A 25,587-nucleotide genomic window follows, 5' to 3' on the forward strand; every position below is an offset into this window, starting at 1 on the left:
AATAGTCACTAGCCAGTTAGTGTGCAACGATTCCTTGACCCCTTAACCAGGGTTTCTTATGGCAAAGCAGTGCCGGCTTTATTGGATAATCCCCTTTCGAGTAGTTCATTGACAACTTCGGCAATCCGGAGCTTGCGTCCTTTGGCAGCCTGATCTAATTGGTACTGCCTCACCTGCCGGTACACCTCGTCTTTAATTAGCGCATTAAGCTTTTTCATGGCTTACTTTTCCGCTGGCTAATAGGGCCAGCCCTTTCTCGATGACTTCCCGATAAATCTCTTTCAACTGTTTTTTGGTGCCCTGCATATCGGCTTCCAATTGCAGTTGCCGGACTGCCAGGTGCGTTTCTTCGGCCACTTCTACGTATATCTTTTGCATATCACATTCAAGGATTGTCATTTGTTACTTCTGGTAACTAACGTAAAAGAGACCAACGTGGATGTCATTGAGCGCAACAAGTTAGCATTCGGTACAAGGCCTAATGAGTAAGTAATTCACTGGTAGTTTGATATACAACAGAGGGTATTTCTTGTCGAAGTAGTGTACTTACAACGTACACCGCGCCGGATCACAACAAGGCATCTTTGGAGTGGTAAGCAGCCTACCAGTTGTAAACGGGGAATTCTTTTTTCCGATAGTTTCAGCCCAGGGTGTGCTGTTGACAAGCTGCGGAAAAACGAAAAAAGCCCGAAATCAAAACAGATTTCGGGCTTTTCGATGGTCGGGGTGGCAGGATTCGAACCTACGACCTCCTGCTCCCAAAGCAGGCGCGATACCGGGCTACGCTACACCCCGAGGTGTTTATCTGTTTGCCACCGGCACTATACTGGCAAACAAAGGTACGCTACTACAAGTGGCGGAGAGAGCGGGATTCGAACCCGCGGTACCCTTGCGGGTACGGCAGTTTAGCAAACTGCTGGTTTCAGCCACTCACCCATCTCTCCACTTGGCTGATCATCCTGCCGTTTCCCGCCTGATGAGGATGCAAATATAGAAGGAGAAATTACGTCTGACAACTCTCTGTCAAGAAAATCTTCATTCTGCCGTTAATTTTGTAGCAACTTAGCCTGCCTATCAAGGCGTACCTGTCAGGCAAATAACTGGGATTGAGTCCACTGACCCGTTGATCACCTCAGGAGCAAGCGGACAAACTTTTTTTATGAACTGGTTATTTTCATTCTCGCTGACTGATGGCGTCATTACTGGGCTTTTTCTGGGATTCTACGCCTACTATTTCATCCGAACGCTCCGTTTGGCTCGTGAGCTGAAAACAACGCCCTGGTCTGTTGTACCGAAATTTGTTCTTCGGTCAATAACCCTGGGCGTTTTGCTGATTGCACTGATGGGGCCGCTTTTTGGCGAAGCAACCCGAGCCATGTCGGCGCAGGGGCGGGATGTATTTCTGCTGCTGGATGTGTCCCGGTCGATGGACGCTGCCGACATAGCCCCTACCCGCCTTGAACGAGCCAAGTTTACCCTTCAGCAACTGACGGATTCACTGGCAACAGACAGGTTTGGCCTCATTCTGGTTGCGGATGATGCGTTTGTATTGTCACCGCTGACCAACGATCACCAGGCGCTGAACCAGTTAGTGCAGGCCATTCGGACAGATGCAACCGGCGGAGGTACCAACCTCTGCGAGGCCATTGACCTGGCTCGCAATAAAATGCTGGCCGATTCCAGTACCCGGCAACGTACCCGGGCCATTGTTCTGCTGAGCGATGGCGAAAATTTTGGTAGCTGCTCCCCCGCCCTGCTGGCCAGTCTGACCAGATACGATATTGCCCTGTTCACCGTTGGTGTAGGCACAGACATTGGCAGTACATTACGGAATGGAAAAAGCTTTCTGACCGATGATCAGGGGCAGTTGGCCCACACCCGTCTCAATCGCGACTTTTTGCGTTCTCTAGCTCAGTCAACCGCTGGCCAGTATCTGGACGTTTCCGATCACCTGACCAATGAGCTGGCGGCTGGTCTGCGCTCACTACCGGGACGTACGATCAATCAACGCCGGGTGGCTGTCACCACCAACAAGTATTACTACTTTCTGGGAATCGCCTTGTTCCTGCTTCTGCTCGATGTTCTCATCACGGTGCGTACACTTCGGCTGTAACGAAGCCGCCGCCAACGTATAAATTCCGTACTTTTGACCTCACTATGATGCTGCTGGTACGCCTGGTAAGTTTTCTGATTATTGCCACCACCTGGTTCAGCACCACGTTGGGCGATACCAAACTGGGTCTTATTTCACGGCGAAATTTAGTTCGCAGGCAAGCAGCCGAGGCCTACCGGGCGGGTCGGTATCAGGAAGCGCTCTCTCATTATCGTTATCTGGTCGGGAGCCACACGGTGTCGACGATGGGCGAACGCGTGAACCTGGGTCATGTGTACTTCAAACTCGGCCAGTATGCCTCCGCCAAACGCGAATATGAGCAGGGCGGTAATGGAGCAACCCCTCAGTTACAGGCAGTGGCTGCTACCCAGCTAGGGCTACTGGCCTGCCTGACCAGAGATACCACGTCGGCACTACTTCATTTTCAGCGTGCTCTGCTCAACGATCCCGATAATGTGATAGCCCGTCGGAATTTTGAGTTAGTGAAGTTGCGTTTTTCCGGGAAGCAGCCTCACCGTAAATCGGCGAAGCAAACGCCACAACCTACTTCCCAACCAGAAGTAACCCAACGCCAACAGGTTGACAGAACAGAACAGCAACAGGATCGCCTTAACCGGTTCAGGAACACCACCCTGTCAGACGAGCAGGCCCGACAGGTGCTAGACGCGCTCCAGGCCGACGACCTTCCGTATGCGCTGGCTCGTCGGCGCGCTGGACGGTCAGCGCCCGAAAAAACGCACGGGCGCTGGTAGATCATCCAATTCATCAACGCGAAAACACTCAATCATGCAGGATGTAGTCATCATATCAGCAGTACGTACACCCATCGGTAGTTTTGGCGGCAGCTTATCCATGCTGTCGGCCACCGACTTGGGCGCGGCGGCCATCAAAGGGGCGCTCGAACGAGCGGGCGTTGCCCCCGAGCAAGTGCAGGAAGTATATATGGGGAATGTGGTGTCGGCCAATGTCGGGCAGGCACCTGCCAAGCAGGCCGCTCTAAAAGCAGGCCTACCGGCCACTATTCCCTGCACGACGATCAATAAGGTCTGTGCCTCGGGCACGAAAGCGATCATGCTGGCGGCGCAGAGCATTCAACTTGGCCTGGTCGATGTGGCCATTGCCGGTGGCATGGAAAGTATGTCGAATACCCCTTACTACGTACCCAAAGCGCGGTTTGGCTATAAGTATGGCAACGCTGAACTCGTTGATGGACTGGCCAAAGATGGCCTCATCGATGTATACGATCAGTGCGCGATGGGGGTATTTGCCGACGCCACCGCCGAACGGTATCATATCAGCCGGGACGAACAGGACGCCTATGCCATTCAATCGTACCGGCGGGCCGAAGCCGCCACCGCTGCCGGCCTGTTTGCCCCTGAGCTTGTCTCCATCGACGTACCCGGCCGAAAAGGAACGGTAACTGTTCAGGAAGATGAAGAGTATAAAAACGTCTTCTTCGATAAGATACCAACCCTGAAACCAGCCTTTACAAAAACAGGTACGGTGACAGCCGCCAATGCATCGACGATCAACGACGGAGCCTCTGCGCTGGTCCTGATGAGTGCGGCCAAGGCAACAGAACTTGGCCTGACACCCCTGGCCCGTATCGTGGCCTATGCCGATGCTGAACAGGAGCCCCAATGGTTCACCACTGCGCCAATCAAAGCTGTCCCCCTGGCCCTGGAACGAGCCGGACTAACGGTTGATCAGATCGACTTTTTTGAAATCAATGAGGCATTTGCGGTGGTTCCGCTCGCGTTTAGTCAGGTCCTGAACGTACCCCAGGAGAAACTAAACGTCTTTGGCGGCGCCGTGTCGCTGGGCCACCCGCTCGGCTCGTCGGGTTCACGCATCGTTACCACCTTAACCAACGTACTGCATCAGAAAGGTGGCCGGTATGGGGCTGTTGGTATCTGTAATGGTGGAGGGGGCGCTTCAGCCATGATTCTTGAACGGCTGACCTGATCCGACGACTTTCCAGAGTGTAAACTTATTTTGACTACGACTCCCTTTTCTATGCCTGCAATTCAGGAAACCCATTTTAACTTCCCCGGACAAACCGGTTATTACAAAGGAAAAGTACGCGACGTATATTCGTTTGCCGATCAACCCGGAGGCCCCCTGCTGGTCATGGTGGCTTCTGACCGTATCTCGGCGTTCGATGTGGTGCTGCCCCGCCCTATCCCTTTCAAAGGACAGGTGCTGAACCAGACAGCCGCGCACTTTTTAGCCGCCACCGCCGACATTGTCCCTAACTGGCTCATCGACGTACCTGACCCGAACGTAAGCGTTGGGCGGGCCTGTGATCCTTATCCGGTCGAGATGGTGGTGCGGGGGTATCTGGCCGGGCATGCGTGGCGGACCTACCGCGATGGTGGCCGCGAGCTCTGCGGCGTTTCGCTGCCCGATGGCCTGCGTAACAGCGAGCAACTTCCGCAACCCATCATTACGCCCACGACCAAAGCGCATGAGGGCCACGATGAAGATATTTCCCGGGACGCCATCATAGCCAATGGTCTGGTCACTGAAGCCGACTACACCCAATTGGAGCAATACGCGCTGGCGTTGTTTGCCCGTGGTAGCCAGATGGCCCGGGAACGCGGCCTGATTCTGGTCGATACCAAATATGAATTCGGGCGGATTGGCGATACGATTTACCTGATCGATGAAGTGCATACGCCCGATTCGAGCCGGTACTACTACGTGGATGGCTATGCCGAGCGACTGGAAGCGGGCGAAGCCCAGAAACAATTATCGAAAGAATTCGTTAGAGAATGGCTTATTGCGAATAACTTTCAGGGAAAAGACGGACAAACGATTCCGCCAATGAGCGACGAATGGATTCAGCAGATTTCGGCCCGTTACATTGAGCTGTATGAAACCGTGACAGGCCAGCCTTTCCAGCCAACCGGTGAAGGGGATGCCAATGCCCGGGTAGAACAGGCTATTTTAGCTTACTTAGAAAAAAGTGTTCATTCGTTATAATCAAAAAAACGCAGTAGACTAAATGGAGTTTAGTATCGAGAAGACGGAGCGGTACGCCCTGCTTCGCGCTGGTGCAGGGCAATTTGACGGTGAGACGCCCGCCAAGTTTGAAACAACAGCCCGTGGCCTGTTTCGGGAAGGGTACAGCCGCCTCATCGTTGACCTGGCTACGATCCAGAACGTTGATGATGCCGGTGTGATGGCCATCCGGAAAATTAACCGGCAGTGCAGTAATGAACTCGGCCTGCTGGTGCTGGTCACCAAGAACGATGACCTGACCGATTTTCTGTACGAGACCAACATTGCTGATCTCACCATATTACCCACGGTTGAAGAAGCGATCGACGCCGTGTTCATGAACGAACTAGAAAACGATTTCGGTAGCGGAGCCGACGATGAGTATGATGGAGAGTTGGACGAGAGCTTCGAACCAGAACGTTGACCTTCCGGTTGCTGACAAGCCATCGGCAGTACCTTTTGCCGTAACTATTCTAGGGTCTGGGTCAGCTTCGCCCGCTCTGGATCGCCACCAGACGGCGCAGTTAATACATTACGGCGGCGATTATTTCCTGATCGACTGTGGCGAGGGCACGCAATACCGGCTGTTAGAGCAGCGTGCCCGGCCCAGTCGGCTGAAATACATCTTTATCAGTCATTTGCACGGCGACCATTACTTTGGTTTGCTGCCCCTGCTTTCCAGCCTGAACATGGGTGGGCGCACGGAAGACTTATACCTGTTCGGGCCACACGGCCTGGATGACATTATCACCACAACGTTCCGCATTTCTAACGGTCAATTCTTCTTCCCGCTTCACTTTCAGGCTGTCGACGCAGATAAGCCTGCACTTCTGCTTGATTTACCCGCCCTGACGGTCGAAAGCATTCCACTTGATCATGGTATCGGCTGCACGGGCTTTCTCTTTCGGGAGAAACAACCCAAACCGAAACTACTTCGGGAAAAGTTGCCTATCGACGTACCTGTAGCTGTTCTGAAGACGCTCAAAGACGGGCATGACGTGCTGGACGAAGCGGGGCAAGTAGTCTATGCAACGGCCGATTACACTCTCCCTGGTCCGACACCACGCGCTTACGCCTACTGTTCAGACACCCGTTACAACGAACAGATCATCGATCAGATTCAGGGTGTAGACTTGTTATATCACGAAGCTACTTTCCGCGACGATAACAGCCAACGCGCGGTGGAGGTCCATCATTGCACCGCCCGGCAGGCCGCACAACTGGCCAAAAAAGCGGGCGTTGGCCGGTTATTGATCGGTCATTTCTCATCCCGGTACAAAACCTTCGATGAGTTTGTTGTTGAGGCGCAGGACGAATTTCCGGCCACTGAACTGGCTATTGAAGGTCAGTCGTTTACCGTATAAACACGCGAAATACAACCGTTTTGTACTGTCGAGCAGGCAATCATCGTATCTTGGGCAGTCATTATGTTTATTTAGTTCGTCTGCTTCATGTTTGTTTTCCGCCTTGGCTTTCTCGATGTCGGCTGGCTCGATCTGCTTGATATTACGGTTGTTGCGCTGCTATTGTACCAGATCTATAATTTAGTACGGGGCAGTGTGGCCAGTCGGGTCTTTGTCGGCTACCTGCTGGTGTATCTCTTCTACCTGGTTGCCAAGGCCCTGGGGTTGAACCTGCTGACCACTATATTGGAGTACTTCATCAGTGTCGGTGCCCTGGCGCTGATCATTATTTTTCAGCAGGAGATTCGACGTTTTCTTTTATTGATCGGCAAGTCAACAAACATTGGCAACAACCGCTGGGTACGTCGGTGGCTGTTACGGCAGATTGATCAGCCAGAACCTGCAACGCCGCTACGCCCGGTACTGGACGCCTGCAAAACACTGGCTGCCGAGTTTGCGGGTGGGCTGCTGGTGATCCAACGGAACGACGATCTGGCGAAGGTGGCAGAAACCGGTGAACGGATCGATGCCGAGTTGTCGAAACCACTCCTGCTGGCCATTTTCAATCAATACAGTCCATTGCACGATGGGGCCGTTCTGATCGGCGAGGGTCGAATCAGGGCTGCCCGCTGTATTTTACCGGTTTCCGATGATGCAGAATTACCCGCTACAGTAGGCTTCCGCCACCGGGCGGCTATTGGCATGAGCGAGGCGACAGATGCGGCCGTGATTGCTATTTCAGAAGAGACCGGGCGGCTATCGCTCGCTACGGATGGTTCACTCGATACGAACCTGACGTTGCATGATCTGGAAGAGCGTCTGATTAAGTATCTGGCCAGGCCATTAACCTAAAAGGGGTTCAGGACTAGTCCTGAACCCCTTTTTGATCAAAAATTTGCTGCTTAGTATTCGAGCATGGCAGGCAGGCTCTTGGCCTGTTCCACAAAACCCGCTACCTGCTCGGCAGAGGGTGGCCGTTGGGTCAGTTGGCGTACACTGTTGATCTGAACCAGTTTTGCGTGCAGGTTTTCGGGTACCCGTTGCGCTAGTTCTTTCACCGTATCAACGCCTGCTTCTTCCATCAGGTCACTGTATACCCGGCCGATACCTTTAATTCGGGCCAGATCAGCTCGATTGGCTAACTCCAGAATGGTGGCTTTGTCTACACCAATGGTTTCAGCCAGTTCTTTTCGCCCGCCAGGCGTGCGAGTGGCTTCCAGTAGTGTCTCAGAATCAATTAAACCCTGGGCTTTTAATAAATTAATCAAGGCATCGTTGATGCCTTTTAATTCACCGAGAGTGAGGCTCATAGTGTTATGGGTGAGGTGTAAAAATAAAACCCTACTGACACAGAAGTCAGTTCGCTAGCCATAAATTAACGTAATAAGTATTTACGACGAGTTGGGTTGAGTATAAATTTCTTTTGAACGGTAAAGCTTTCCGGGTGCATTTCGGCGAACAGTGCAGCCCATTGGGTGTACATTGCCGGGTCGGCCGCCGCAAACTTCGCCGCGTCTATTTTTTTACTCGCTAAGTATTCTATAAACGTCATAGGTGCTGTATTAGTCTAATAGAGCCGCTCAGGCTTACGCTTCAAGCAGGCGTAAAAATAACAAAGAGCCAACCAGGTAGCTCGATAAGTTTCGTGTAGGGCAACCAGGCAAACCAATTCGGTCGAGTCCGTTGACAGCCGTGAAAGGCAACTTGATGCCATCTGCCCTACTGGCCCGGCTAGGGGCCTGCACCCAATACAGGCTGTTCAGTTGGCCGAACGGGTTTTTGGCTATCTTTGTTTCATTACCAAGCGGTTGCTGGCCAGGAAAGACAAGGTCAGCCGATCATTCACTTTACAAGCTGATACCTTGACATTCCAGGAATTTAACCTCCACGATGACCTCCGGTCGGGTGTTGAGGCCATGAATTACAAACAGGCTACGCCCATTCAGGAGCAGGCCATCCCACTCATTCAGGAAGGCAAAGATCTGATCGCCTGCGCTCAGACTGGCACCGGCAAAACAGCCGCTTTTCTGATTCCCCTTCTCGATAAGATTGCCCACGCCGAGCACGACCATACCAGCACGCTGGTGCTGGTGCCCACGCGCGAACTGGCCAAACAGATCGACGACCAGGTAGAGGGGTTTAGCTATTTTGTGTCGGCCACCAGCATTGCCATTTATGGGGGTGGTAAAGGCGACGACTGGGATAAGCAGCGCCGGGCCCTTGAAACAGGGGCAGACATTATCATTGCCACGCCCGGCCGGCTTATTGCCCACATGCAGATGGGCTACGTCAACTTCGACAAGCTCAATTACCTGGTGCTCGACGAAGCCGACAAAATGCTGGACATGGGCTTCTCGGACGATATTCTGAAGATTGTGGGTACGTTGCCCAAAGAGCGGCAGACCTTGCTTTTCTCGGCAACGATGCCCCCGAAGATCCGGCACTTTGCCAGCCAGATCCTGAACAGCCCGGAAGAAATCCGGCTGTCGGTCTCGAAACCGGCGGCGGGGATTGATCAACAGATCTACCTGGCTAAAGACCACCAGAAGCTCCCATTGCTGGAACACCTGATGGGTAAGATGGATGTCAAAAGCATGGTGCTGTTTACCTCGCGCAAGTCAGAAGTAAACGCTATTGTCCGCGCCCTTGCCAAACGGGGGTACGTTGCCAAAGGCATCAGCTCAGACCTGGAACAGGAAGAGCGCGAAGTAGTATTGCGCGAGTTCAAAAACAAGCAGCTACAAATCATCGTGGCCACCGACGTGCTCTCACGCGGTATCGACGTGGATAACATCACACACGTGGTGAACTACGACGTTCCGCGCGATGCCGAAGACTATGTACACCGGATTGGCCGGACGGCCCGGGCAGCCACCACCGGCACGGCCATCACGTTTGTGAACGAGGCCGACATGAATAAGCTGGGCCGCATTGAGAAGTTGATCGAACGCAAGCTCGACCGCCTATCGATTACCGAAGAGTTAGGGTATGGTCCTGGTCCGGTAGCCGGTGTTCGGGATGAACCCGGTCCTTTTGATCGGGGTCGGTCTGGCGGTCGAAATGGCGGGCGTAGTGGGCGTGCCGGTAAACAACCGGATCGGACCAGGCACAATCGCCCTGAACGCCCTGCAACCGATCAGATACCGTCTTCTTCTCCAGTTATCGCAGACGGGGAGACGCCTGCCGTTGACCTCCCCGAAGGCGCGGTACCGGCACGTACGGAACGTGACCCAAATCGGCGAAGTAAACGCCGTCGTAATCGGGGGCCACGTCCGGCAGTCGACGCCGTTGCAACTACTGAGGGCTCAGTCTCTGCCGATGCCCTGGCACCAGCTGCTGAAGCCACGGGCGTACCCACCGAACTGGCCAGGCCACGGCGGAAGAAGCGGAGAAAAAGCCGTCCGAAACAGGCAGAAGACGGTGCTGTACTGGCTGGGGCTGAACCGGTTGCCACAGCCGACCCAACAGTTGAGCCAGACCCCGCACCGATTTCGCTGGCTCCTATCTCAACCTGGCGCGACATAGATTAGGCCAGGCTTTTGAGCAACTGATCGGCTGGTTATTGTCATCCTATCTCATCGTCGGGGTAGCCGATCAATAGCCAGCCGATTTTTTATAGACCAACTCGACACGATCAACGCTTGCCGTAGCATGGCTAACCTGGCGAGACTTTGTACGCTTTTTATGCCCGCTCTTTTCGACATTAAAACGATTTTTTTTACGGTCTGGGGCTACCCGATGAGTTATCTGGAGTTTGCCGGCGTGGTGAGCGGTGGCGTGGCGGTCTGGCTATCAGCGCGGGCCAACATCTGGAGCTGGCCAATCGGCGCCGTGAGCGTAGTGCTGTTTTTTTTCCTGTTCTTCCAGATTCAACTCTACCCGGATATGTTTTTGCAGGTGTTTTTTCTGGTCACGAACATCCAGGGCTGGTGGCGCTGGACGCACCCACGGCCCGATGAAGAAGATCAGCACCAGGAGCTGAAGATCAGCCTGATGCCCCTTCGTCAGCTGCTTACGTGGACGCTTTCAGGAGCGCTGGGTACCCTGGCGCTGGGTACGTTTGCGCAAAACCTTCACCGCTGGCTCCCGGTTGTATTCAGTCAGCCGAGTGCGTTTCCGTATATCGATTCATTCACGACCGTCATGAGCATTGTGGCGACCTATATGATGATTCAGAAGCGAGTCGAATGCTGGTACGTCTGGCTGTTGATCGACCTGATTCTGACCTACGTGTATTTCATCAAAGGCGTAAAGGTGGTCGCTATCGAATACGGTATTTTTTGCCTTATTGCCCTCCAGGGTGCTTACCTCTGGACGCACGAGTATCGGAGTTACCCTTCGCAGAAAACCGCCGGCTAAGCCTGCTGGATTGCAACTGATGTGTGGTGTTTTGGGTCAGACGCGTAGAAGCAAATCAGACCTGACATGAAATTTCCGCTACTTGCCCTGCTCGTTCTCTTGGTTGCCTGCTCCAAATCAGACCCTACTCCAGCGAACGCCTTCGTTGGAACATGGCGACTCACTACGTATTGCAAACCAACAAGTGGTACGGCCTGCACCACCGTTAACGTACCTACCGATAAAGGCGTGTTCATTACGTTCGACAATGAGGGCCAGTTCAAGGAAACGTATGCGAACACAACTCCGGCTGAATACGGTTTTCTCAGCGCCTCGGGAAGTTACTCTGTTGAACATGGTGGCATTAGGATACAGACATTCCTCATGTCGTCAATGGCTGGTCAGTTTATAAAAGTTGTTTCGGTCGACAGCCGGCGGTTAGTGCTTACTCCGTATACCAACGGAGAGTACATTTTTGTACGATAAATGAGTACGACCGGGCTCGTTTTCGGCAAGTTTATGCCAGTGCACACGGGGCACCTGGCTCTGATCGACTTTGCCCGACAGCAATGCGACCAGCTCATTGTGTCGATGAGTTATACATTCACTGACCCGATTCCGGCCGACCTCCGACTTGCCTGGCTTACCGAGTTGCTGGCCCCCTTCCCCACCATTACCGTCACCGCAGCGCTCGATGACTTTCATGATCCGTCGTTACCCCTTTGGGAAGCCACGAAAGCCTGGGCAACATTTATTAGGAATCGATTTCCTACGGTGAGCGTTTTTTTTGCTTCCGAAGCTTACGGACCGCCCCTGGCCCACCACAGCGGACTCAGGTATGTGCCCTTCGATCAGGCTCGACGGCTGGTTCCGGTATCAGCTACGCTGATCAGAGAGAACCCTTCTCAGTATGACCAGTTTCTCCCGGCCGTTGTAAAGCCTTATTTCATCAGTAACCAGTGACTGGAAAATCGGAAAAGAAGTGATCAGATCCACCAATTACTCAGGGAAAGCCGGTATATTGAGGCTACAATTCAATTAGTTAGCTGCGTCCTGTTACAAGGTATAGTCTCAACCAATTCCCCCATTGACGTCTCGTTAAACTGGTCTGTGTATGAAGCATTTTTTCTTACTAATCAGCTGTTTGATAGCGGTTATAGACGGCCACGCGCAACTCCCCTACGTACCGGCAAAGAACGCTATTCAGCTTGGGGCCGACTACCTGGGGGTTGATCCGGCCAATGGACTTAAATACCGCTTTGCCTTTGATTACCGCCGCTACACCACCCGCGACCGGTTGAGTTTAGGCCTCACGGTGGGGTTTATGAATAGCCAGCGAACGACCGTGCTAATACCTGATTACGTTAGTGTGGGCACCAATACCCGTCGGCGCGTCACCGTTGACCTAACCGCTGCGTATAACGTACTGCATTCCGTTCACCACGCCCTTCGGCTTGGCGCTGGTCCAGCCTTGTGGTATGGTAGCGAGGACCTGTTTGTGAAAGTTGATCCATACCCGGTTCCAAGTGGTACACCGATCGACATCGTTCGTCGGCAAACAGAAGGCTGGCGCTTCGGTGGGCAAGTCTCAGCCGAATACACATACGCGCTGGCGCTGAATACACAGGTGAGCGTTCATGCGGGAGGCGCTGTAGTCGGACCTTCGGGGCTTGTGCCGTTATTCGGTTTCCGGGCAGGCTACCGCTTTTGATACGCACTCCAGCCATTCGATTCGTGCCAGGCCGGGCCAAGTTTCGGCTTAACAGCCATACGCACCTGCCTCGTCAGATTACCTTCCTAGTTGTGGCTCATTTGCCGACTGGGTCTGCTCAGACAGAATCGGTGCCTGGCGTAGGTTACCTGCGTACCGGACGATCAGTAAACCTGCTATACAAAAGATTACGGCTGATGTACCGACCGTTGCCCACCAGAAAAAACGGGGAGGGAAAAGCCGGTAGGTGGCTTCAACAATAAATGTAGCATACAAGCTAGTGACCGACAGACTCATGCCAAGGTAATGCCAGTAGCGCCAGTTTCGGATATAGGTGCGGAACCAGACTGCTCCAAGACCGGCCAACAGCACCAGCCAACTAAAAACTGCTCCCCAATGTACAATACCAAACCGGCCGAAAAGTCGGTAGATGCCAAACGCAGTGGTGAGTACGATCACCATGCTTGCCACATAAGCGTATCCAATTCGCTGGTGCTGTATTGTTCCTTTCGGAAAGACGATCACCAACGTACCCGAGAGTAGCGACAAAACGGCAAAACCAACATGAACCAGACTGGTTACCGACGCTATGAGCTCACCCATGAATGATCCTGTTTATAGGCCCAAACAGCTTGATAAATTCCCTAAACTTCCTGGTCACTGCTACGCGACGTGTCATTTTATATAATTAAGTAGACAATTCAACAACAATAGGTATACACAGTAGTTAATTTACCAGATCACAATCAATGCAACGCTATGGAAAGTAAGGCAAAGGTGCTCGGGCACGCCCTCCACCCCATTTTAATTGTTTTTCCGCTTGGTCTTTTATCAACGTCAGTTCTATTTGATGTGGCGCATTTACTGACCGATAGCCGGGCTTTTGCGCTGGTGGCTTTCTGGACAGTAGTTGGCGGGATACTTGGCGGATTGGTTGCGGCTGTTCCCGGCTGGATCGACTGGCTGGCCATACCGGCTGGTACACGTGCTAAACGGATTGGCCTTATTCACGGTTTAGGCAACGTAATGGTATTGCTGTTATTTAGCCTGAGCTGGCTGATTCGGCGCGATGAAAACGCCTATCTGCCGACCGTTAGCTCATTGAGTGCTTCATTTGCAGGCTTCGCTATACTGGGCATTACCGGATGGCTCGGAGGCGAACTGGTCGACAGGCTGGGCGTAGGGGTCGATGATCACGCGAATCTGAACGCGCCTAGTTCGCTGTCCGGGTATGCAGCTACCGATATAAACCCAGTGCGCCACACGATTCATTGACACGACGCCCACAAAACGGAACGGCTTTGCTCAGGTACATGCCGAATTAAGTGGCCTGGCGCAGCTGGTAGCCTTGTCCAGGTATACTGGTTAGGTCTGTATCCGGTATACCAGTTTGACTGGCTGCCTGTCGCGGCTGGTAGCCACCAGATCATGCGCTGGCGAATAGAGCTGCTTCATGATTTGCTCATCATTGACTTAGAGCCGCAGGAAGATCAGACCCACAATGAGTAATGAGAGCAGAACCGGCACCCATTAGAATAGTTCAATTTTACAAACGATCATCCATAAGGCTTTTCACAACACTGGTTGCGTGGGAGGCCGCGTTTATACGAAGCAAACGGGCTGCGGGTCGGGCAATTCCCTGCGGGCGGGTAATAACCCACCTTAACCATTGAGCAATTTCCCGGTTATATCCCCACCAACGTTCCAGTTATTTATGAAATGTCTATGGCAATTACTGCTACTTGTCGGACTATGGGTAAGCACCACATCGGTTGCTTTTTCACAGGCCAAAATCAATGTTAATGAGCCAACGAAACTAGCTTCAGCTCAAGACGCAGCGCCTGATTCGGCAAAGGCGAAAGTCGCGAGTCCTAAGGCATTGACCTTCACGGCATCGACTGATCAACGGTTCTTTTTTTTCAATGACACCCGGAACGATAATGGTCGTCGGGTGCCGGTGAGTGTGTATGGCATTCGGGCGGGGTTTCTATTTCCGGTACGGCATCCAGACCAGGTAGAACCGGGTGGCAGGCGGGCCGCTTTCAAAACGGGAGTGGGTTTCTATTTCGTTAACCAGACGCTTGATCGCCCCGGTTTGCTGCCAGGTACGTCCGACGCTATCGAGCGGCATTTACGCATCGTAACGGCCTATTTTGAGCCTTATCTCTTCCGTAAAAAAGCCATTGAAGTCAGCCTGCCGCTCGAGCTGGGCTATGGGCATTCGCGCTACGTCGAGGTCAACAATCAAACAGCCGAGAGCGAAGTGGCGCGGGGCATTTTCATTCCGGCGGGCGTGGGCCTGTCGGGTTCCTACCAGTTTCCTAGCGTCCGCTGGTTCAGACCCCTCCACTGGTTTGGGGTCAACCTGCTGACCGGTTACCGATTTATTCTAAAGAAAGATGTACCCGAAAGTCAGGTAAACTACTCGGGCTTCTATATCTCGGTGGGCCCGTCGTTTTTTCTCGAAAACCTGACCTACGACATTGGACAGTGGCGCAAGAACCGGAAGAAAAAGCGACAATGAGGGCACGTACCTACCGTTTTCTGCGCCCCAGCCAGAGCAGGCTATTCATGATCAGTTGATCCTGATTCTTGTTACCGAACGACGAAGACAGGGCCTTGTTGGTTTTGTGTTCGTAATCAATATCGTTGTGGCCCATGTTCAGGTAGATCATCCGGTATTTTTTATTGGTCCACACTACTGGGTAGTAGCCACTATGCCAGATCTCGTGCGGTTTGGGGCCAGTTCCGAGCGGAAAACTGGTCGAATCAATGGCAAGCAGGATATCGATATCCGGGTTCTTTCGCAAATCGTTCGACCAGCGGTACCATTCATTTGGGGTCGAGGTGAAGGTATGAGGCAACCCGTTCATAGCCGGATGACTGGCCGTTTCGACCCGTACAACAGCCGACGTAGGTCGCCAGGTATTGCTCCTGTAGGAACCCGATCCCAGAAATTCGTTGTGGTACCAGTCCCAGTTCTGTGGGTAGGTCGACGGTGTGAGCGCAAAGGCCGAAAAATGGAAGCCCATCCAGGCGCCACCCTGCTTCACGTACGTTTCGAACGCGGCACGTTGAGCCGGGTCTTCGGGACGGGTATCGAGGAAAACAACAACCTGGTAGTCGGCCAGGAAGCTGGTGTTCAGCTGATTCCAGTCGGCCGTTGAATCATATCGGAATCCATTGGCCGCGGCAACTGTCGAAAACCAGCGGTTGGCTTCATGAACGAAACTGATGTGCGCCTGATCATTCCTGGCGGTATAAAAAGCAATGACGTTGAACGTCGCCTCTTTAGGCTGTGCCCGAACAGTAAAGGTGCCGATCAGCAGCCAACAGCAGGTCAGGATAGTAAAATTACGGGCGAAAAGAAACATAGTGACAGGTGTTCGGGCCGATAATACAGGATGATGGCAACTCCTGAACGGCCTTATCGTTAAGAGAGTGAACGGCCATGTCTACTCTGTCTTTTCACGAGCCGGATTGGCTATGTTTGCCTGTCGATCACCAATCAGCCTATGGAAACGTTAGTCCCTGTTCATCCGGGTTTACCCCTATTTGGTAATGCACTTTCGCTGGCCCGCGATCCGCTTGGTTTCTTCACCAGGCTCCACCGGCAGTACGGCCAGGTTGTCCGGCTCACTATTGGCGGGCGGCGGCAGCACCTTGTTTTCCAACCCGAGTACGCGAAGCATGTTTTGCAGGAAAATAACCGCAATTATGTGCGGTCACCAGCTTTTGTTGTTCTAAAGCGGTTTCTGGGCGAAGGCCTGCTCACCAGCGACGGTGACTTCTGGCGTAGCCAACGCCGGTTGGCCCAGCCTGCCTTCCACCGACAGAAGATCACGCTCCTGGCCGAAACGATGGTGCAGGAATCGGCCGCCTGGATAGCTGAGCTGAAGCACCTGAATCTGTCGCAGCCAGTCAATATGTCGCAGGCGTATATGGACGTGACCATGCATATCGTCTGCAAAACACTGTTCAGTACCAACGTTGAAGGCCGACTCGATGGGTTATCGCACTCGCTGGAGACGCTGAATGTATTGGCCAATAAATCGTTACTGTCGCCCATTAAGGTCCCCCGATCCTGGCCAACGCCGAACAATCTTCGCTACAACCGGGCACGTGCGCAGGTCGATGCGCTCATCTATGCATTTATTCATACCCGCAAACAAACCGGTGACCGCCGCGACGACCTGCTGGATATGCTGCTCTACGCCACAGACGAAGACACGGGCCAGGGTATGTCTGAGCAACAACTGCGCGACGAGTGTGTCACGCTGTTTACAGCGGGTCATGAAACAACCGCCGTGGCGATGGCGTGGGTAACGTACCTGCTGGCGCTACACCCCGATGTGGTGGCTAAGCTACGTGCCGAAGCCGATGCCGTGCTGGGTACGTTGCCCAGTGAGCCAGGCAGCCCGCCGCCCGTTGCCGCTTTTCGGTCGATGCCCTATTCGTTGCAGGTAGTGCAGGAAGCGCTGCGGTTGTACCCACCCGCCTGGGCCATGAGCCGAATGGCACTGAACGACGACCAGCTTGGCCCCTACCGGATTCCGAAAGGCGATACGGTCATTGTGAGTCCTTACCTCCTGCACCATGACCCTGCCAACTGGCCCGACCCCGACCGGTTCGATCCCGACCGGTTTGCTGAAGGCCGCGATAAAGACCGGCCTGCCTATGCCTACATCCCCTTTGGGGGCGGGCCACGGCTGTGTATCGGAAATCAGTTTGCCCTAATGGAGATGCAGATTCTGCTCCATCTCTTCATTCGGGCCTTCGATTTCGAGCTTGTCAATGCCGCCGCCATCCGGCCGAAGCCGCTGATCACCCTCCGGCCCAATCACCCTATCCAGGTTAACTTGACCCTGCGTGCGTAGTCGTCGATAACACCCTGCATCTGCTCCTGATTTTGCCAGCGCCAGGTATTCTGTTGAGTAGTCTTCTCGGTGGCTTACTCTTCGCCAAATACCAGCCCAACAACATCAACTACCTGTATGGCTACAGAACAAGCCGGTCCATGAGAAAGCAGGATACCTGGAAGACAGCCACCAAGCTGGTGGCCCACCTACCCATCAAGAGTCAGCTGACCATTATTGGCGGCATTGTGCTTCTTTTCTTCGCTGAAAAACAGCTGGTAACGAACCTGCTTAGCCAACTTGCTGATCTCTATTTGGTAGCCATGCTTATTTCGACTATGTCCGTTATACTCCCCGTTTTTTTCGTCGAATCTTCACTGAAGAAACAGTTTCAGTATGACGGATCCAGGAAGAGCATACACAGCGAGACAGACGGGAATAACTGAAGGCTAAACGCTGAGCTGCTCGAGACTCCAGGTCAACCCGTTAAACAAAGCGGCTTCACTGATCAGCCAGGTCAATTTCGTACTCGGCTTCATTACTACATCATTCATTCCTAGCCGCTTATCCAGGCCTGACACCCCCACCCCGTATCCTTGCAGATCGGTGGTATACACGAACGAAATAAGAAATCCCCGCTTATTTTTTTCGATCTGCATACCGCCAACATATTGGTCAGAGAAGTCATAGAGAAGAAACGTTTTCTGCCCTTTCTCCAGCGATTTTATGCGCTCGATCCAATGATTGATGAGCTTTGTAGCCTTATAAGCCTGCCATTCCTCCTCTTTTATGGCCCCTATCTCTTCGTCAGTCAGTTCCAGAAACTCGGCCAGGTAATAGCTGTCAGCTACCTTCAGGTAGCTTGGCGTCACATCGATTTTCAAAAATAGGTCGCTATGACCATCACTGGCTTTATCAATCAGTAATCGTAGCATACCAATCAGATGGCTCTCTCACTGTCAAGTCAACCATATTTTATCAACAAATGCTCCCTGCTGCCAGAAGGCCACCTTGTCCGGTCGTCATGCCTTCGCACGCAAACGCGATAGCCCGGCGTAAAGACTGGACATTCTGTTCAGCGATCATTGGCTCGCTGCATGCATCTTCCCTAAAATCAACCGCTTCGAGAGCCCCTTTGCTCGCTGTTATCGGACCGTTGGATTGACAAATCAGCCGGTCTACCCAACAATGTGTTTAGCTAGCAGAACGGTTTACTCGTCGACAGACGAAGCGACCCATCAATTCACATTTAATCGATTCTCATTCGTCATGAATAAGAAAGCCATCTTCAGTCTGGCCCTGTGCCTGACACTATCTGCCGGCGCTTTTGCACAGACGCCCGCCGAACGTAAAGTAGATAACACGGCTGCCGACGTGGGCAATGCTACTGAAAAGGGCACCCGGGCTACGGGCCGCGCTGCTGTCAAAGCAGGCAAAGCGGTTGGTAAGGCCGGAAAAGCCACTGGCAAAGCAGTAGGCAATGCCGCCAAAGCCACCGGTCGGGGCGTCAGTAAGGCTGCCAGAAAAACGAAAGACGCGGTTACTCCCGACAACAGGTAAGTTGTTGCAGAAACACCCGTTGTGAAGGTGGTCGTTTGTTGAACCGGCTTGCTCACTATTGAGTATGCGGATCCGACAGATGGCCACCTTTTCACGTGTCCCCAGCTGTATTTCAGCACGCTAGCCGTAAAAACAATGACTTGAAGCGCCTGCCGTTGGGAACGCGTAGCCGACTGGCATTTGTTTTGTCGTGAAAAGGCATAGACCTTTGTGGTATGAAACACGCATTGCTCCGTTTCCTGCACCTGTTCATGGCTGTAGTCGTGCTGTTAAGCAGCATGGGCTTCGGGCTGGTCGAACATTCGTGCCAGCTACGGGGCAAACGCGTTTATTCGATCCACGACACTAAACCGGGTTGCAAGCGTTGCCAGGTACGTTCACACGCCCCCGATCAAACGCCGACGGTCAATCGAACCGACTGTTGTAAAGACGAAACCCGGTTTGCTAAAGTCGACATTACGTCGTCACTGAGCCATCAGCTTGTCAAGTTCGTTAACGTCATCAGCGACCGGTTTGGGGCAGGGCCATCAGCCGTCCTGCTGACGCTGTTAAACGGACCATTTGATCAGCATACCAACGTAGCAGTTGCCGAGTATGCGTCGCCCCCACCCTTGTCTGGGCGACTGTTGCTGACTTTCGTGCAATCTTTCCTGATTTGATCTGACAGCTTATCCCGGCTCCTGATTCTGCTATGGAATCAGGCTTTTGGTGTTTATCCTGTCAGACAAAATCATGCATACCCTTTTCATCATCAGTCTTTTATGCCTGCCATTCATTGGGCAGGCACAAAAAATAACGGGGCGGATACAAGCCATCGAAAAAGGACAACCCATACCCCTTCCCGGCGCGGCGGTCTATTGGTCGGGCGGTATCTACGTCACGGCTGCCGACTCCAGTGGCACCTTCTCGATCGACACGACTGGTACAACCAATCGACTCGTTGTTAGCTATGTAGGTTACCAGCCAGATACGTTGGTCGTCAACAACTTTTCGGTGCCGTTGACGGTCACGCTCAAGGCCACTCAGCAACTGAATGAGGTAGTTGTAACGGCGGGCAATACGCAGATCGACCGGCTGAATCCGATCCAGACGGAGGTGCTGACCCAGCGGACACTGGCCAAGGCAGCCTGTTGCAACCTCTCCGAAAGCTTTGAGACCAACGCATCGGTGAGTGTGTCCTACGCCGATGCCGTGACGGGTGCTAAGCAAATCCAGTTTCTTGGCCTGGGCGGTCAGTATGTACAGACAAACGTTGAGAACGTACCTACGATTCGGGGCCTGGCCACCACCTTTGGGCTCAACTATATTCCGGGCACCTGGATCACCAGCATCGACATCGGTAAAGGTGCGGGCTCGGTTGTCAATGGCTACGAGGCGATGAGCGGGCAGATGAACGTAGAGCTTCGCAAGCCAGAGTACCGTGCCGAAACCAAAATGCCCAACGTACTACTCAACGGGTACGTCAATGCCTTCGGGCGGGTTGAAGGTAACGTCAATTATTCGCAGGCCCTTTCCGACAAATGGAGTATCGGTGCGTTGGGCCACGTCAGTGCCTTGCGCCATGAACTGGACGGTAATGGCGATCAGTTTCGGGATCTGCCCCTGTATACGCAGTACAATGGTGTGATGCGGGCCAAGTACAGCTCGGAACGCTGGATGACCCAGTTTGGCGTCAAAGCCCTGTCGGAAGATCGGGACGGAGGGCAGCTGAGCAGCGCGGGGGCTTACCGGTACGGCTTTACGAACACGACCCGGCGCACCGAGGTATTCAGCAAAACGGCCCGTCTGTTTCCCGATCAGCCTTATCGAGGCCTGGGGCTTATTCTGAGCGCCACCTGGCACAACCAGGAATCGAGCTTCGGGCTCCGACCTTATACGGGCAACCAGCAGTCGGTATACGGCAACCTGATCTACCAGACAATCATCGGTACGACTAACAATACGATCAAAACAGGCGTCAGTTACCTGCTCGACAATTACCACGAACGGTACGTAGCCCAACCCCTCGACCGGTTTGAGTCGGTACCCGGCGCCTTTTTGGAGTACACTTATACGTACCCGGAACGCTTCGCGCTGGTGATTGGTAACCGCCTGGATGCCCACAATCTGTATGGTCTGCAATGGACGCCCCGGCTCCACCTGAAATACCATATTCATGGCCAGTTGACGCTTCGTGCCTCGGCCGGGCGGGGCTGGCGCGTTCCGAATCAGATTGCCGAAAATTATGGCTACCTGGTATCAGCGCGGGGGGTGTTTCTAAATCAGAACGTGCGGCCCGAGATTGCCTGGACATATACCGCAGGCATCACCAACGAATTCCTGCTATTTGGTAAAAAGGCTACGCTTGTGATCGATGCCAGCCGAACTGATTTCCAGAATCAGTTGATCGTTGATGCCGATCAGCCACGCAGTTTGCTGTTTTATAACCTGTCAGGAAGGTCATACGCCAACAGCTTCCAGGCGGAGTTGACCGTTTCTCCCTTCAAACGGACCGAGGTCAAGGCGGCCTACCGCCTGTTTGATGCCCGGCAAAGTATGGGTGCGCCGCTGGGCGAAAATGTGCTCATGCCCCGCATGATGGTTAGCCGCGATCGGGTCTTGCTAAATGCCGCGTATGCCCTGCCCTACGACAAGTGGAAATTTGATGTCACCTTGCAATGGAACGGCCCGAAACGCCTGCCCGATGCCGACGAAACGCATACCCACTCCACCTACTCGTCGATGGTCTGGTATTATTCGCCCTCCTTCGTCAACCTCAACGCCCAGCTGACGCGCAGTTTCCGCAGCTGGCAGGTCTACCTGGGCGGCGAGAACCTGACCAATTACCGGCAGCCAAACCCGATCATCGGCGCGGCTGATCCATTCGGCACTAATTTCGACGCCGCCGGGCAAAACTGGGGACCTATAACCGGAGCGATGGTGTACGCCGGCTTCCGATTCACGATTGAACCATGACCGAACTGCTCATAAAAGGTATGGTTTGCGACCGCTGCCGACGGGCAGTTGCCCGCGACCTTGTTCAGCTGGGGCTCACAGTCGGGGCGGTTGAGCTGGGCCGGGTAGAGGTACTGCAATGGCCCGACAAAGTAAGCCAGGAGACCATACGGACGACCTTGCAGGCCGAGGGTTTCGACCTGATCGATGATCCAAAAACTAGCCTCGCCGAACAAATCAAAGGCCTGCTGATCAACGAGGTACACCACGTTCACCAACGGCCAGACTACCAGAACATGTCTGATTTTCTGAGCTACAAACTGGGCTATGACTATTCTTATCTGAGTCAGCTTTTTTCGGCGCAGACAGGAACAACCATCGAGCGGTTTTTAATCCTGCAAAAGATCGAACGGGCAAAAGAATTGTTACAGTACGGAGAGAGGCGTATCGCCGACATTGCCTTCGACTTGGGCTACAGCAGCGTACCCCATTTCAGTAACCAGTTCAGGTCCATTGTGGGCAGTACACCCGCCCGGTTTCGTAAAGTGCCTGCGGGCCGGCAGACGCTCGACACGCTCTGATCAGGCCAAAAAGATGTAAGTCAGGGCCGGAATTCTGTAAAACTCCGGTCAAACGTACCCCATACCTTTGTTTCGCTGATCAATGTCTTTACCCCGACCGTCAGCTCCAGACAAGCATAACCATGATTCATACCTATAAACTCAATGGTATGCACTGCGTCTCCTGCGTTGAGCGCGTGCAGGAAGCCCTTCAGGACGTGGAGGGCGTTAAGAAGGCGGCTGTTTCGCTGACGCCACCGGAAGCGATCGTCAGCATGGCCCACCCCATCGACACGGCAGTACTCGATACAGCAGTGCGCCAAGCAGGGGCCTATTCGCTGACCGATGAAGTGCAGGTGATCAACACCATGGGCACGAGTCATCAGCCACAGAAAATCGATGTGATGACCGCTTCGGTGGCGGCTACAGCCGAATCGCTGGCCGAGCCGTCGGTAACCACCTACAAGCCGCTCCTGATCATCCTGGCCTTTATTCTCGGCGTAACTGCCCTGATCGAATTGCGCCTGGGTACGTTCGATGGCATGCGGGCGATGGGTACGTTCATGGCGGGCTTCTTTCTAATTTTTTCCTTCTTTAAACTGCTTGACGTCAAGGGTTTTGCCAGTAGCTACCGCATGTACGATATTGTGGCAAAAGCAATTCCCGGCTACGGGTACGTCTATCCCTTCCTTGAGCTAGCCCTCGGCGCTGCCTACCTGACCGGCTTCAATCCGGTGCTGACCAACTGGGTAACGCTGGTTGTCATGAGCGTCAGCCTGGTTGGCGTTGTGCAAAGCGTGCTGGACAAACGTAAAATCCGCTGTGCCTGTCTGGGGTCCGTCTTCAACCTGCCCATGACAACCGTTACCATCATTGAAGACAGCCTGATGATCGGGATGGCGGCCCTCATGCTGGGCGCACTGTAGTTTTCAGGCTGTCTGGTCTTAGTGCCCTTATGTATTGCGCAACGACCCCATGAAAACGGGTGCAATCAATCCAGCCCTGCTGGCTAGTCGGCTCTATACCCTATGGTTAACTCGCTTGAACATAGTACAAACTATAAACCCAATACCCGTTATGACTGACATGACTCACGCCCAAAACCACACCGACACCTGTTTTGAGTGTGCCGAAGCCTGCGAACGTTGCGCCACCGCCTGCCTGGAAATGGGCGACCAGGACAGCCAGCATCACAACATGACTGCCTGCATCAAACTATGTCGTGACTGCGCCGACATCTGTACCCTCTGTGGAAGGCTCGAAGCACGTGGCTCTCAATTCATGCAGCAATACATGCAACTTTGTGCCGACGTTTGCGAAGCTTGCGCCACAGAATGCGAAAAACACGCGGATCACCATGCCCATTGTAAGGCTTGTGCTGAAGCCTGCCGCCGGTGTGCAGCGGAATGCCGCGCCATGGCGAACCAGATGTAAGCCGCTGTTTGTTAAGTCGCTATACAACCAGCCAACCAACTATTTACCTACTTTCATACCGTAAAACCGATTACGATGAACCGCAACCTATTTCTGAGCAGCCTGATGGCGCTAACCCTGGGCGGAACAGCCCTACTCGCCGCCGACGATAAAGACAAAGAAGTAAAAATTAAGACGTCGGCAATCTGCGAGATGTGCAAAGCCCGGATTGAAAAGAATCTCGCTTTTGAAAAAGGCGTAAAGGAGGCCGTACTGGATGTTGATTCTAAAGTGGTGACGATTAAATACAATCCCGCCAAAACCGACGTCACGAAGCTAAAAGCGAATATTACCAAGACCGGTTATGATGCCGATGAAGTAGCGGCCGACCCCAAAGGGTACGATAAGCTGCCCAGCTGCTGCAAAAAAGGCGGCATGGCGCACCATTGAGGGAAAGGAGAAACGGAGGAAGGAGGAAAGGGAGCTGCCGCTTGAATACGCTAGCGGCAGCTCCCTTTCCTCCTTCCTCCCTTTCCTCCGTTTCTCCTTTCCCTCTAATTTACCCGCAGCTTCTGACCGGCGCGCAGGCGTGACCGTGAAGACATGTGATTGCGTTCGGCCAGCTTGCTCAGCGACAGACCGTAACGACTGGCAATTGACGAGAGCGTCTCGCCAGAACGTACCTTGTGCAGTACAGTACGCTTGAACTTTGGTTTGAATGACAGTTCCGACGACCGGCTACCGCCCCGCAGGTGATCCCAAACGGAGGGGGTCAGCAGGAAGTGGTCAGAAATAATCGTGTTGGCCGGAAAGCTGTAAATATTGATCGGGGCAAAGGGATTGCCTTCATACCGCGTTTCGAAGTGCAGATGCGGCCCAGAGCTACGGCCGGTGCTGCCACCCAGACCGATCTGATCACCTGCCTTGATCAGTTGGCCATCAGTAACCAGTTGTTTAGACAGATGGCCGTACAGTGTTTCGAGACCATTGTAATGGCGAATCAGCACAAAACGGCCATAGCCATTACCATCCCAGCCAACCACCCGGACAATGCCGTCAAACGCAGAGTACACCGGATCGCCCGTATCCAGATCCAGGTCGACGCCAGTATGCCAGCGCCCCCAACGAAAGCCAAACTGAGAGGTTAATAGTCCCTGATCGAGGGGCGCCGACCAGTAATGGTTGGCTTTAGGATCGTATAGTTTCAGGTCAACAACCTGATCGAAGTCACGGGGATCAATATTGTAGGGATCAATACTGCGCGAGTCCCAAACGGCGTAGTAATCGGCAATTTTCACCCATTCGTCGCCCACCTGCATCGAGTCGATCACTTCATTGACCGTGATTTCGCCCTGATCGATGCTACTGGTGTCTTCACTGACGACCGGGTTCAGCTCCTTCTTTGGTTCAAACTGGCTGTTGAACCGAAGCTGGGTCGACTCCTGTTCGAACACATCCTCTACCTTTTGGGGGGTAGGCGTGGGTGCGTTGTTTTTTGTTTTCGGCGTAAACTTCGTATCGTTTTTAAAACGCCCCCTTTCCTGTGCCTGTGCGGTTACGGTCGCGTACAGACTTCCAACGGCTAATAGCCAGGTAAATACTGTTTTTTTCATTCAACGATAAAAAATGAAAGAAACCATAAACGCAGGCAACGGGGCTGTAGGTGGGGCTGTAGCGGCCGGGTTGTCTGCGTTTA

31 protein-coding genes and 2 tRNA genes are annotated in these 25,587 nt (G+C 53.3%); 23 read left to right on the plus strand and 10 right to left on the minus strand.

Going from position 1 to position 25,587, the window contains the following annotated elements:
- Positions 1–56 precede the first annotated feature (56 nt).
- The 4 genes from ACAW75_RS07685 to ACAW75_RS07700 form a co-directional block, all read right to left on the minus strand.
- Complete coding sequence (locus tag ACAW75_RS07685) at positions 57–218, minus strand: hypothetical protein (protein ID WP_370728117.1); 162 nt, start codon at positions 216–218, stop codon at positions 57–59.
- Positions 205–378, minus strand: coding sequence for a hypothetical protein (locus tag ACAW75_RS07690; RefSeq protein WP_370728118.1), 174 nt, complete (start codon positions 376–378; stop codon positions 205–207). The genes ACAW75_RS07685 and ACAW75_RS07690 overlap by 14 nt, the downstream gene beginning before the upstream one ends.
- Before the next feature lie 340 nt (positions 379–718).
- Positions 719–795: transfer RNA gene (locus ACAW75_RS07695), tRNA-Pro, on the minus strand.
- Between the two features lie 59 nt (positions 796–854).
- A tRNA-Ser gene (locus ACAW75_RS07700) sits at positions 855–944 on the minus strand.
- Positions 945–1,159: 215 nt separating this feature from the next.
- Here ACAW75_RS07700 and ACAW75_RS07705 point away from each other — a divergent pair.
- The 7 genes from ACAW75_RS07705 to cdaA all read left to right on the plus strand — a co-directional run bounded on the left by ACAW75_RS07705 (position 1,160) and on the right by cdaA (position 7,371).
- Complete coding sequence (locus ACAW75_RS07705; protein ID WP_370728119.1) at positions 1,160–2,113, plus strand: vWA domain-containing protein; 954 nt, start codon at positions 1,160–1,162, stop codon at positions 2,111–2,113.
- Between the two features lie 44 nt (positions 2,114–2,157).
- Positions 2,158–2,865, plus strand: a complete 708-nt coding sequence (locus tag ACAW75_RS07710; protein WP_370728120.1) for a hypothetical protein — start codon at positions 2,158–2,160, stop codon at positions 2,863–2,865.
- Between the two features lie 34 nt (positions 2,866–2,899).
- Entirely contained in the window at positions 2,900–4,078 is a 1,179-nt protein-coding gene (locus ACAW75_RS07715) for an acetyl-CoA C-acyltransferase (RefSeq protein ID WP_370728527.1), read from the plus strand.
- 51 nt (positions 4,079–4,129) lie between these two features.
- Complete coding sequence (locus tag ACAW75_RS07720) at positions 4,130–5,098, plus strand: phosphoribosylaminoimidazolesuccinocarboxamide synthase (protein ID WP_370728121.1); 969 nt, start codon at positions 4,130–4,132, stop codon at positions 5,096–5,098.
- Between the two features lie 22 nt (positions 5,099–5,120).
- Complete coding sequence (locus ACAW75_RS07725; protein ID WP_370728122.1) at positions 5,121–5,540, plus strand: STAS domain-containing protein; 420 nt, start codon at positions 5,121–5,123, stop codon at positions 5,538–5,540.
- Entirely contained in the window at positions 5,503–6,480 is a 978-nt protein-coding gene (locus ACAW75_RS07730) for a ribonuclease Z (RefSeq protein WP_370728528.1), read from the plus strand. Before ACAW75_RS07725 ends, ACAW75_RS07730 begins: the two co-directional genes overlap by 38 nt.
- 87 nt (positions 6,481–6,567) lie before the next feature.
- Entirely contained in the window at positions 6,568–7,371 is an 804-nt protein-coding gene (gene cdaA, locus ACAW75_RS07735) for a diadenylate cyclase CdaA (protein ID WP_370728123.1), read from the plus strand.
- A gap of 50 nt (positions 7,372–7,421) precedes the next feature.
- On the opposite strand, the gene ACAW75_RS07740 is transcribed toward cdaA, so the two are convergent.
- On the minus strand, positions 7,422–7,829 hold the full coding sequence (locus ACAW75_RS07740; protein WP_370728124.1) for a DUF4332 domain-containing protein: 408 nt from the start codon (positions 7,827–7,829) through the stop codon (positions 7,422–7,424).
- 65 nt (positions 7,830–7,894) lie between these two features.
- Entirely contained in the window at positions 7,895–8,071 is a 177-nt protein-coding gene (locus tag ACAW75_RS07745) for a hypothetical protein (RefSeq protein ID WP_370728125.1), read from the minus strand.
- A 364-nt stretch (positions 8,072–8,435) separates the two neighbouring features.
- Between ACAW75_RS07745 and ACAW75_RS07750 the strand changes: the two genes are divergently transcribed.
- The 5 genes from ACAW75_RS07750 to ACAW75_RS07770 all read left to right on the plus strand — a co-directional run bounded on the left by ACAW75_RS07750 (position 8,436) and on the right by ACAW75_RS07770 (position 12,568).
- Positions 8,436–10,049 (plus strand): DEAD/DEAH box helicase, encoded by a 1,614-nt coding sequence (locus ACAW75_RS07750; RefSeq protein ID WP_370728529.1) that lies wholly within the window; start codon positions 8,436–8,438, stop codon positions 10,047–10,049.
- Positions 10,050–10,203: 154 nt separating this feature from the next.
- Positions 10,204–10,878 (plus strand): nicotinamide riboside transporter PnuC, encoded by a 675-nt coding sequence (gene pnuC, locus ACAW75_RS07755; RefSeq protein ID WP_370728126.1) that lies wholly within the window; start codon positions 10,204–10,206, stop codon positions 10,876–10,878.
- 66 nt (positions 10,879–10,944) lie between these two features.
- Entirely contained in the window at positions 10,945–11,343 is a 399-nt protein-coding gene (locus ACAW75_RS07760) for a lipocalin family protein (RefSeq protein WP_370728127.1), read from the plus strand.
- Positions 11,344–11,820: an adenylyltransferase/cytidyltransferase family protein gene (locus ACAW75_RS07765; RefSeq protein ID WP_370728128.1), complete on the plus strand. Its 477-nt coding sequence runs from the start codon at positions 11,344–11,346 to the stop codon at positions 11,818–11,820.
- A gap of 181 nt (positions 11,821–12,001) precedes the next feature.
- Positions 12,002–12,568, plus strand: coding sequence for a hypothetical protein (locus ACAW75_RS07770; RefSeq protein WP_370728129.1), 567 nt, complete (start codon positions 12,002–12,004; stop codon positions 12,566–12,568).
- Between the two features lie 78 nt (positions 12,569–12,646).
- Here ACAW75_RS07770 and ACAW75_RS07775 read toward each other — a convergent pair whose 3' ends face one another.
- Positions 12,647–13,171 carry a DUF2306 domain-containing protein gene (locus tag ACAW75_RS07775; RefSeq protein WP_370728130.1) on the minus strand — a complete coding sequence of 175 codons (525 nt, stop codon included), beginning with the start codon at positions 13,169–13,171 and terminating at the stop codon, positions 12,647–12,649.
- Positions 13,172–13,327: 156 nt separating this feature from the next.
- Here ACAW75_RS07775 and ACAW75_RS07780 point away from each other — a divergent pair, with 156 nt between their 5' ends.
- Positions 13,328–13,843: a DUF2231 domain-containing protein gene (locus ACAW75_RS07780; protein ID WP_370728131.1), complete on the plus strand. Its 516-nt coding sequence runs from the start codon at positions 13,328–13,330 to the stop codon at positions 13,841–13,843.
- 439 nt (positions 13,844–14,282) lie between these two features.
- Positions 14,283–15,092, plus strand: coding sequence for a hypothetical protein (locus ACAW75_RS07785; RefSeq protein WP_370728132.1), 810 nt, complete (start codon positions 14,283–14,285; stop codon positions 15,090–15,092).
- A gap of 10 nt (positions 15,093–15,102) precedes the next feature.
- Here the strand turns inward: ACAW75_RS07785 and ACAW75_RS07790 are convergent, their stop codons facing one another.
- Positions 15,103–15,942, minus strand: coding sequence for a ThuA domain-containing protein (locus ACAW75_RS07790; RefSeq protein WP_370728133.1), 840 nt, complete (start codon positions 15,940–15,942; stop codon positions 15,103–15,105).
- 141 nt (positions 15,943–16,083) lie between these two features.
- On the opposite strand from ACAW75_RS07790, the gene ACAW75_RS07795 reads away from it, so the two are divergent.
- The gene (locus ACAW75_RS07795; protein ID WP_370728134.1) at positions 16,084–17,445 is read left to right on the plus strand and encodes a cytochrome P450; all 1,362 of its coding nucleotides are present in this window, start codon (positions 16,084–16,086) and stop codon (positions 17,443–17,445) included.
- Positions 17,446–17,498: 53 nt separating this feature from the next.
- On the plus strand, positions 17,499–17,870 hold the full coding sequence (locus ACAW75_RS07800; RefSeq protein WP_370728135.1) for an SdpI family protein: 372 nt from the start codon (positions 17,499–17,501) through the stop codon (positions 17,868–17,870).
- A 3-nt stretch (positions 17,871–17,873) separates the two neighbouring features.
- Here the strand turns inward: ACAW75_RS07800 and ACAW75_RS07805 are convergent, their stop codons facing one another.
- Positions 17,874–18,359 (minus strand): hypothetical protein, encoded by a 486-nt coding sequence (locus tag ACAW75_RS07805; protein ID WP_370728136.1) that lies wholly within the window; start codon positions 18,357–18,359, stop codon positions 17,874–17,876.
- A 334-nt stretch (positions 18,360–18,693) separates the two neighbouring features.
- Here ACAW75_RS07805 and ACAW75_RS07810 point away from each other — a divergent pair, with 334 nt between their 5' ends.
- The 7 genes from ACAW75_RS07810 to ACAW75_RS07840 all read left to right on the plus strand — a co-directional run bounded on the left by ACAW75_RS07810 (position 18,694) and on the right by ACAW75_RS07840 (position 24,341).
- Entirely contained in the window at positions 18,694–18,984 is a 291-nt protein-coding gene (locus ACAW75_RS07810) for a hypothetical protein (protein ID WP_370728137.1), read from the plus strand.
- A gap of 215 nt (positions 18,985–19,199) precedes the next feature.
- On the plus strand, positions 19,200–19,643 hold the full coding sequence (locus ACAW75_RS07815) for an HYC_CC_PP family protein (RefSeq protein WP_370728138.1): 444 nt from the start codon (positions 19,200–19,202) through the stop codon (positions 19,641–19,643).
- A 73-nt stretch (positions 19,644–19,716) separates the two neighbouring features.
- Entirely contained in the window at positions 19,717–21,939 is a 2,223-nt protein-coding gene (locus tag ACAW75_RS07820; protein WP_370728139.1) for a TonB-dependent receptor, read from the plus strand.
- Positions 21,936–22,499, plus strand: a complete 564-nt coding sequence (locus ACAW75_RS07825) for an AraC family transcriptional regulator (protein WP_370728140.1) — start codon at positions 21,936–21,938, stop codon at positions 22,497–22,499. The genes ACAW75_RS07820 and ACAW75_RS07825 overlap by 4 nt, the downstream gene beginning before the upstream one ends.
- Before the next feature lie 122 nt (positions 22,500–22,621).
- The gene (locus ACAW75_RS07830; protein WP_370728141.1) at positions 22,622–23,404 is read left to right on the plus strand and encodes a heavy-metal-associated domain-containing protein; all 783 of its coding nucleotides are present in this window, start codon (positions 22,622–22,624) and stop codon (positions 23,402–23,404) included.
- A gap of 49 nt (positions 23,405–23,453) precedes the next feature.
- Positions 23,454–23,912: a four-helix bundle copper-binding protein gene (locus tag ACAW75_RS07835; protein WP_441656233.1), complete on the plus strand. Its 459-nt coding sequence runs from the start codon at positions 23,454–23,456 to the stop codon at positions 23,910–23,912.
- Positions 23,913–23,987: 75 nt separating this feature from the next.
- A complete protein-coding gene (locus tag ACAW75_RS07840) occupies positions 23,988–24,341 on the plus strand; it encodes a heavy-metal-associated domain-containing protein (RefSeq protein WP_370728142.1) in 354 nt (117 codons plus the stop codon).
- A gap of 104 nt (positions 24,342–24,445) precedes the next feature.
- Here ACAW75_RS07840 and ACAW75_RS07845 read toward each other — a convergent pair whose 3' ends face one another.
- A complete protein-coding gene (locus ACAW75_RS07845; RefSeq protein ID WP_370728143.1) occupies positions 24,446–25,504 on the minus strand; it encodes a peptidoglycan DD-metalloendopeptidase family protein in 1,059 nt (352 codons plus the stop codon).
- Positions 25,505–25,587 lie beyond the last annotated feature (83 nt).

It is taken from the genome of Fibrella arboris (assembly GCF_041321095.1).
In the GTDB taxonomy this organism is placed as follows: Bacteria; Bacteroidota; Bacteroidia; order Cytophagales; family Spirosomataceae; genus Fibrella; species Fibrella arboris.

Excerpts from the sequence above, each read along its gene's own strand:
- ACAW75_RS07685 (WP_370728117.1), bottom strand. The coding sequence starts at position 218 with ATGAAAAAGCTTAATGCGCTAATTAAAGACGAGGTGTACCGGCAGGTG.
- ACAW75_RS07690 (WP_370728118.1), bottom strand. The coding sequence starts at position 378 with ATGCAAAAGATATACGTAGAAGTGGCCGAAGAAACGCACCTGGCAGTC.
- ACAW75_RS07705 (WP_370728119.1), top strand. The coding sequence starts at position 1,160 with ATGAACTGGTTATTTTCATTCTCGCTGACTGATGGCGTCATTACTGGG.
- ACAW75_RS07710 (WP_370728120.1), top strand. The coding sequence starts at position 2,158 with ATGATGCTGCTGGTACGCCTGGTAAGTTTTCTGATTATTGCCACCACC.
- ACAW75_RS07715 (WP_370728527.1), top strand. The coding sequence starts at position 2,900 with ATGCAGGATGTAGTCATCATATCAGCAGTACGTACACCCATCGGTAGT.
- ACAW75_RS07720 (WP_370728121.1), top strand. The coding sequence starts at position 4,130 with ATGCCTGCAATTCAGGAAACCCATTTTAACTTCCCCGGACAAACCGGT.
- ACAW75_RS07725 (WP_370728122.1), top strand. The coding sequence starts at position 5,121 with ATGGAGTTTAGTATCGAGAAGACGGAGCGGTACGCCCTGCTTCGCGCT.
- ACAW75_RS07730 (WP_370728528.1), top strand. The coding sequence starts at position 5,503 with ATGGAGAGTTGGACGAGAGCTTCGAACCAGAACGTTGACCTTCCGGTT.
- cdaA (WP_370728123.1), top strand. The coding sequence starts at position 6,568 with ATGTTTGTTTTCCGCCTTGGCTTTCTCGATGTCGGCTGGCTCGATCTG.
- ACAW75_RS07740 (WP_370728124.1), bottom strand. The coding sequence starts at position 7,829 with ATGAGCCTCACTCTCGGTGAATTAAAAGGCATCAACGATGCCTTGATT.
- ACAW75_RS07745 (WP_370728125.1), bottom strand. The coding sequence starts at position 8,071 with ATGACGTTTATAGAATACTTAGCGAGTAAAAAAATAGACGCGGCGAAG.
- ACAW75_RS07750 (WP_370728529.1), top strand. The coding sequence starts at position 8,436 with ATGAATTACAAACAGGCTACGCCCATTCAGGAGCAGGCCATCCCACTC.
- pnuC (WP_370728126.1), top strand. The coding sequence starts at position 10,204 with ATGCCCGCTCTTTTCGACATTAAAACGATTTTTTTTACGGTCTGGGGC.
- ACAW75_RS07760 (WP_370728127.1), top strand. The coding sequence starts at position 10,945 with ATGAAATTTCCGCTACTTGCCCTGCTCGTTCTCTTGGTTGCCTGCTCC.
- ACAW75_RS07765 (WP_370728128.1), top strand. The coding sequence starts at position 11,344 with ATGAGTACGACCGGGCTCGTTTTCGGCAAGTTTATGCCAGTGCACACG.
- ACAW75_RS07775 (WP_370728130.1), bottom strand. The coding sequence starts at position 13,171 with ATGGGTGAGCTCATAGCGTCGGTAACCAGTCTGGTTCATGTTGGTTTT.
- ACAW75_RS07780 (WP_370728131.1), top strand. The coding sequence starts at position 13,328 with ATGGAAAGTAAGGCAAAGGTGCTCGGGCACGCCCTCCACCCCATTTTA.
- ACAW75_RS07785 (WP_370728132.1), top strand. The coding sequence starts at position 14,283 with ATGAAATGTCTATGGCAATTACTGCTACTTGTCGGACTATGGGTAAGC.
- ACAW75_RS07790 (WP_370728133.1), bottom strand. The coding sequence starts at position 15,942 with ATGTTTCTTTTCGCCCGTAATTTTACTATCCTGACCTGCTGTTGGCTG.
- ACAW75_RS07795 (WP_370728134.1), top strand. The coding sequence starts at position 16,084 with ATGGAAACGTTAGTCCCTGTTCATCCGGGTTTACCCCTATTTGGTAAT.
- ACAW75_RS07805 (WP_370728136.1), bottom strand. The coding sequence starts at position 18,359 with ATGCTACGATTACTGATTGATAAAGCCAGTGATGGTCATAGCGACCTA.
- ACAW75_RS07810 (WP_370728137.1), top strand. The coding sequence starts at position 18,694 with ATGAATAAGAAAGCCATCTTCAGTCTGGCCCTGTGCCTGACACTATCT.
- ACAW75_RS07815 (WP_370728138.1), top strand. The coding sequence starts at position 19,200 with ATGAAACACGCATTGCTCCGTTTCCTGCACCTGTTCATGGCTGTAGTC.
- ACAW75_RS07820 (WP_370728139.1), top strand. The coding sequence starts at position 19,717 with ATGCATACCCTTTTCATCATCAGTCTTTTATGCCTGCCATTCATTGGG.
- ACAW75_RS07825 (WP_370728140.1), top strand. The coding sequence starts at position 21,936 with ATGACCGAACTGCTCATAAAAGGTATGGTTTGCGACCGCTGCCGACGG.
- ACAW75_RS07830 (WP_370728141.1), top strand. The coding sequence starts at position 22,622 with ATGATTCATACCTATAAACTCAATGGTATGCACTGCGTCTCCTGCGTT.
- ACAW75_RS07835 (WP_441656233.1), top strand. The coding sequence starts at position 23,454 with ATGAAAACGGGTGCAATCAATCCAGCCCTGCTGGCTAGTCGGCTCTAT.
- ACAW75_RS07840 (WP_370728142.1), top strand. The coding sequence starts at position 23,988 with ATGAACCGCAACCTATTTCTGAGCAGCCTGATGGCGCTAACCCTGGGC.
- ACAW75_RS07845 (WP_370728143.1), bottom strand. The coding sequence starts at position 25,504 with ATGAAAAAAACAGTATTTACCTGGCTATTAGCCGTTGGAAGTCTGTAC.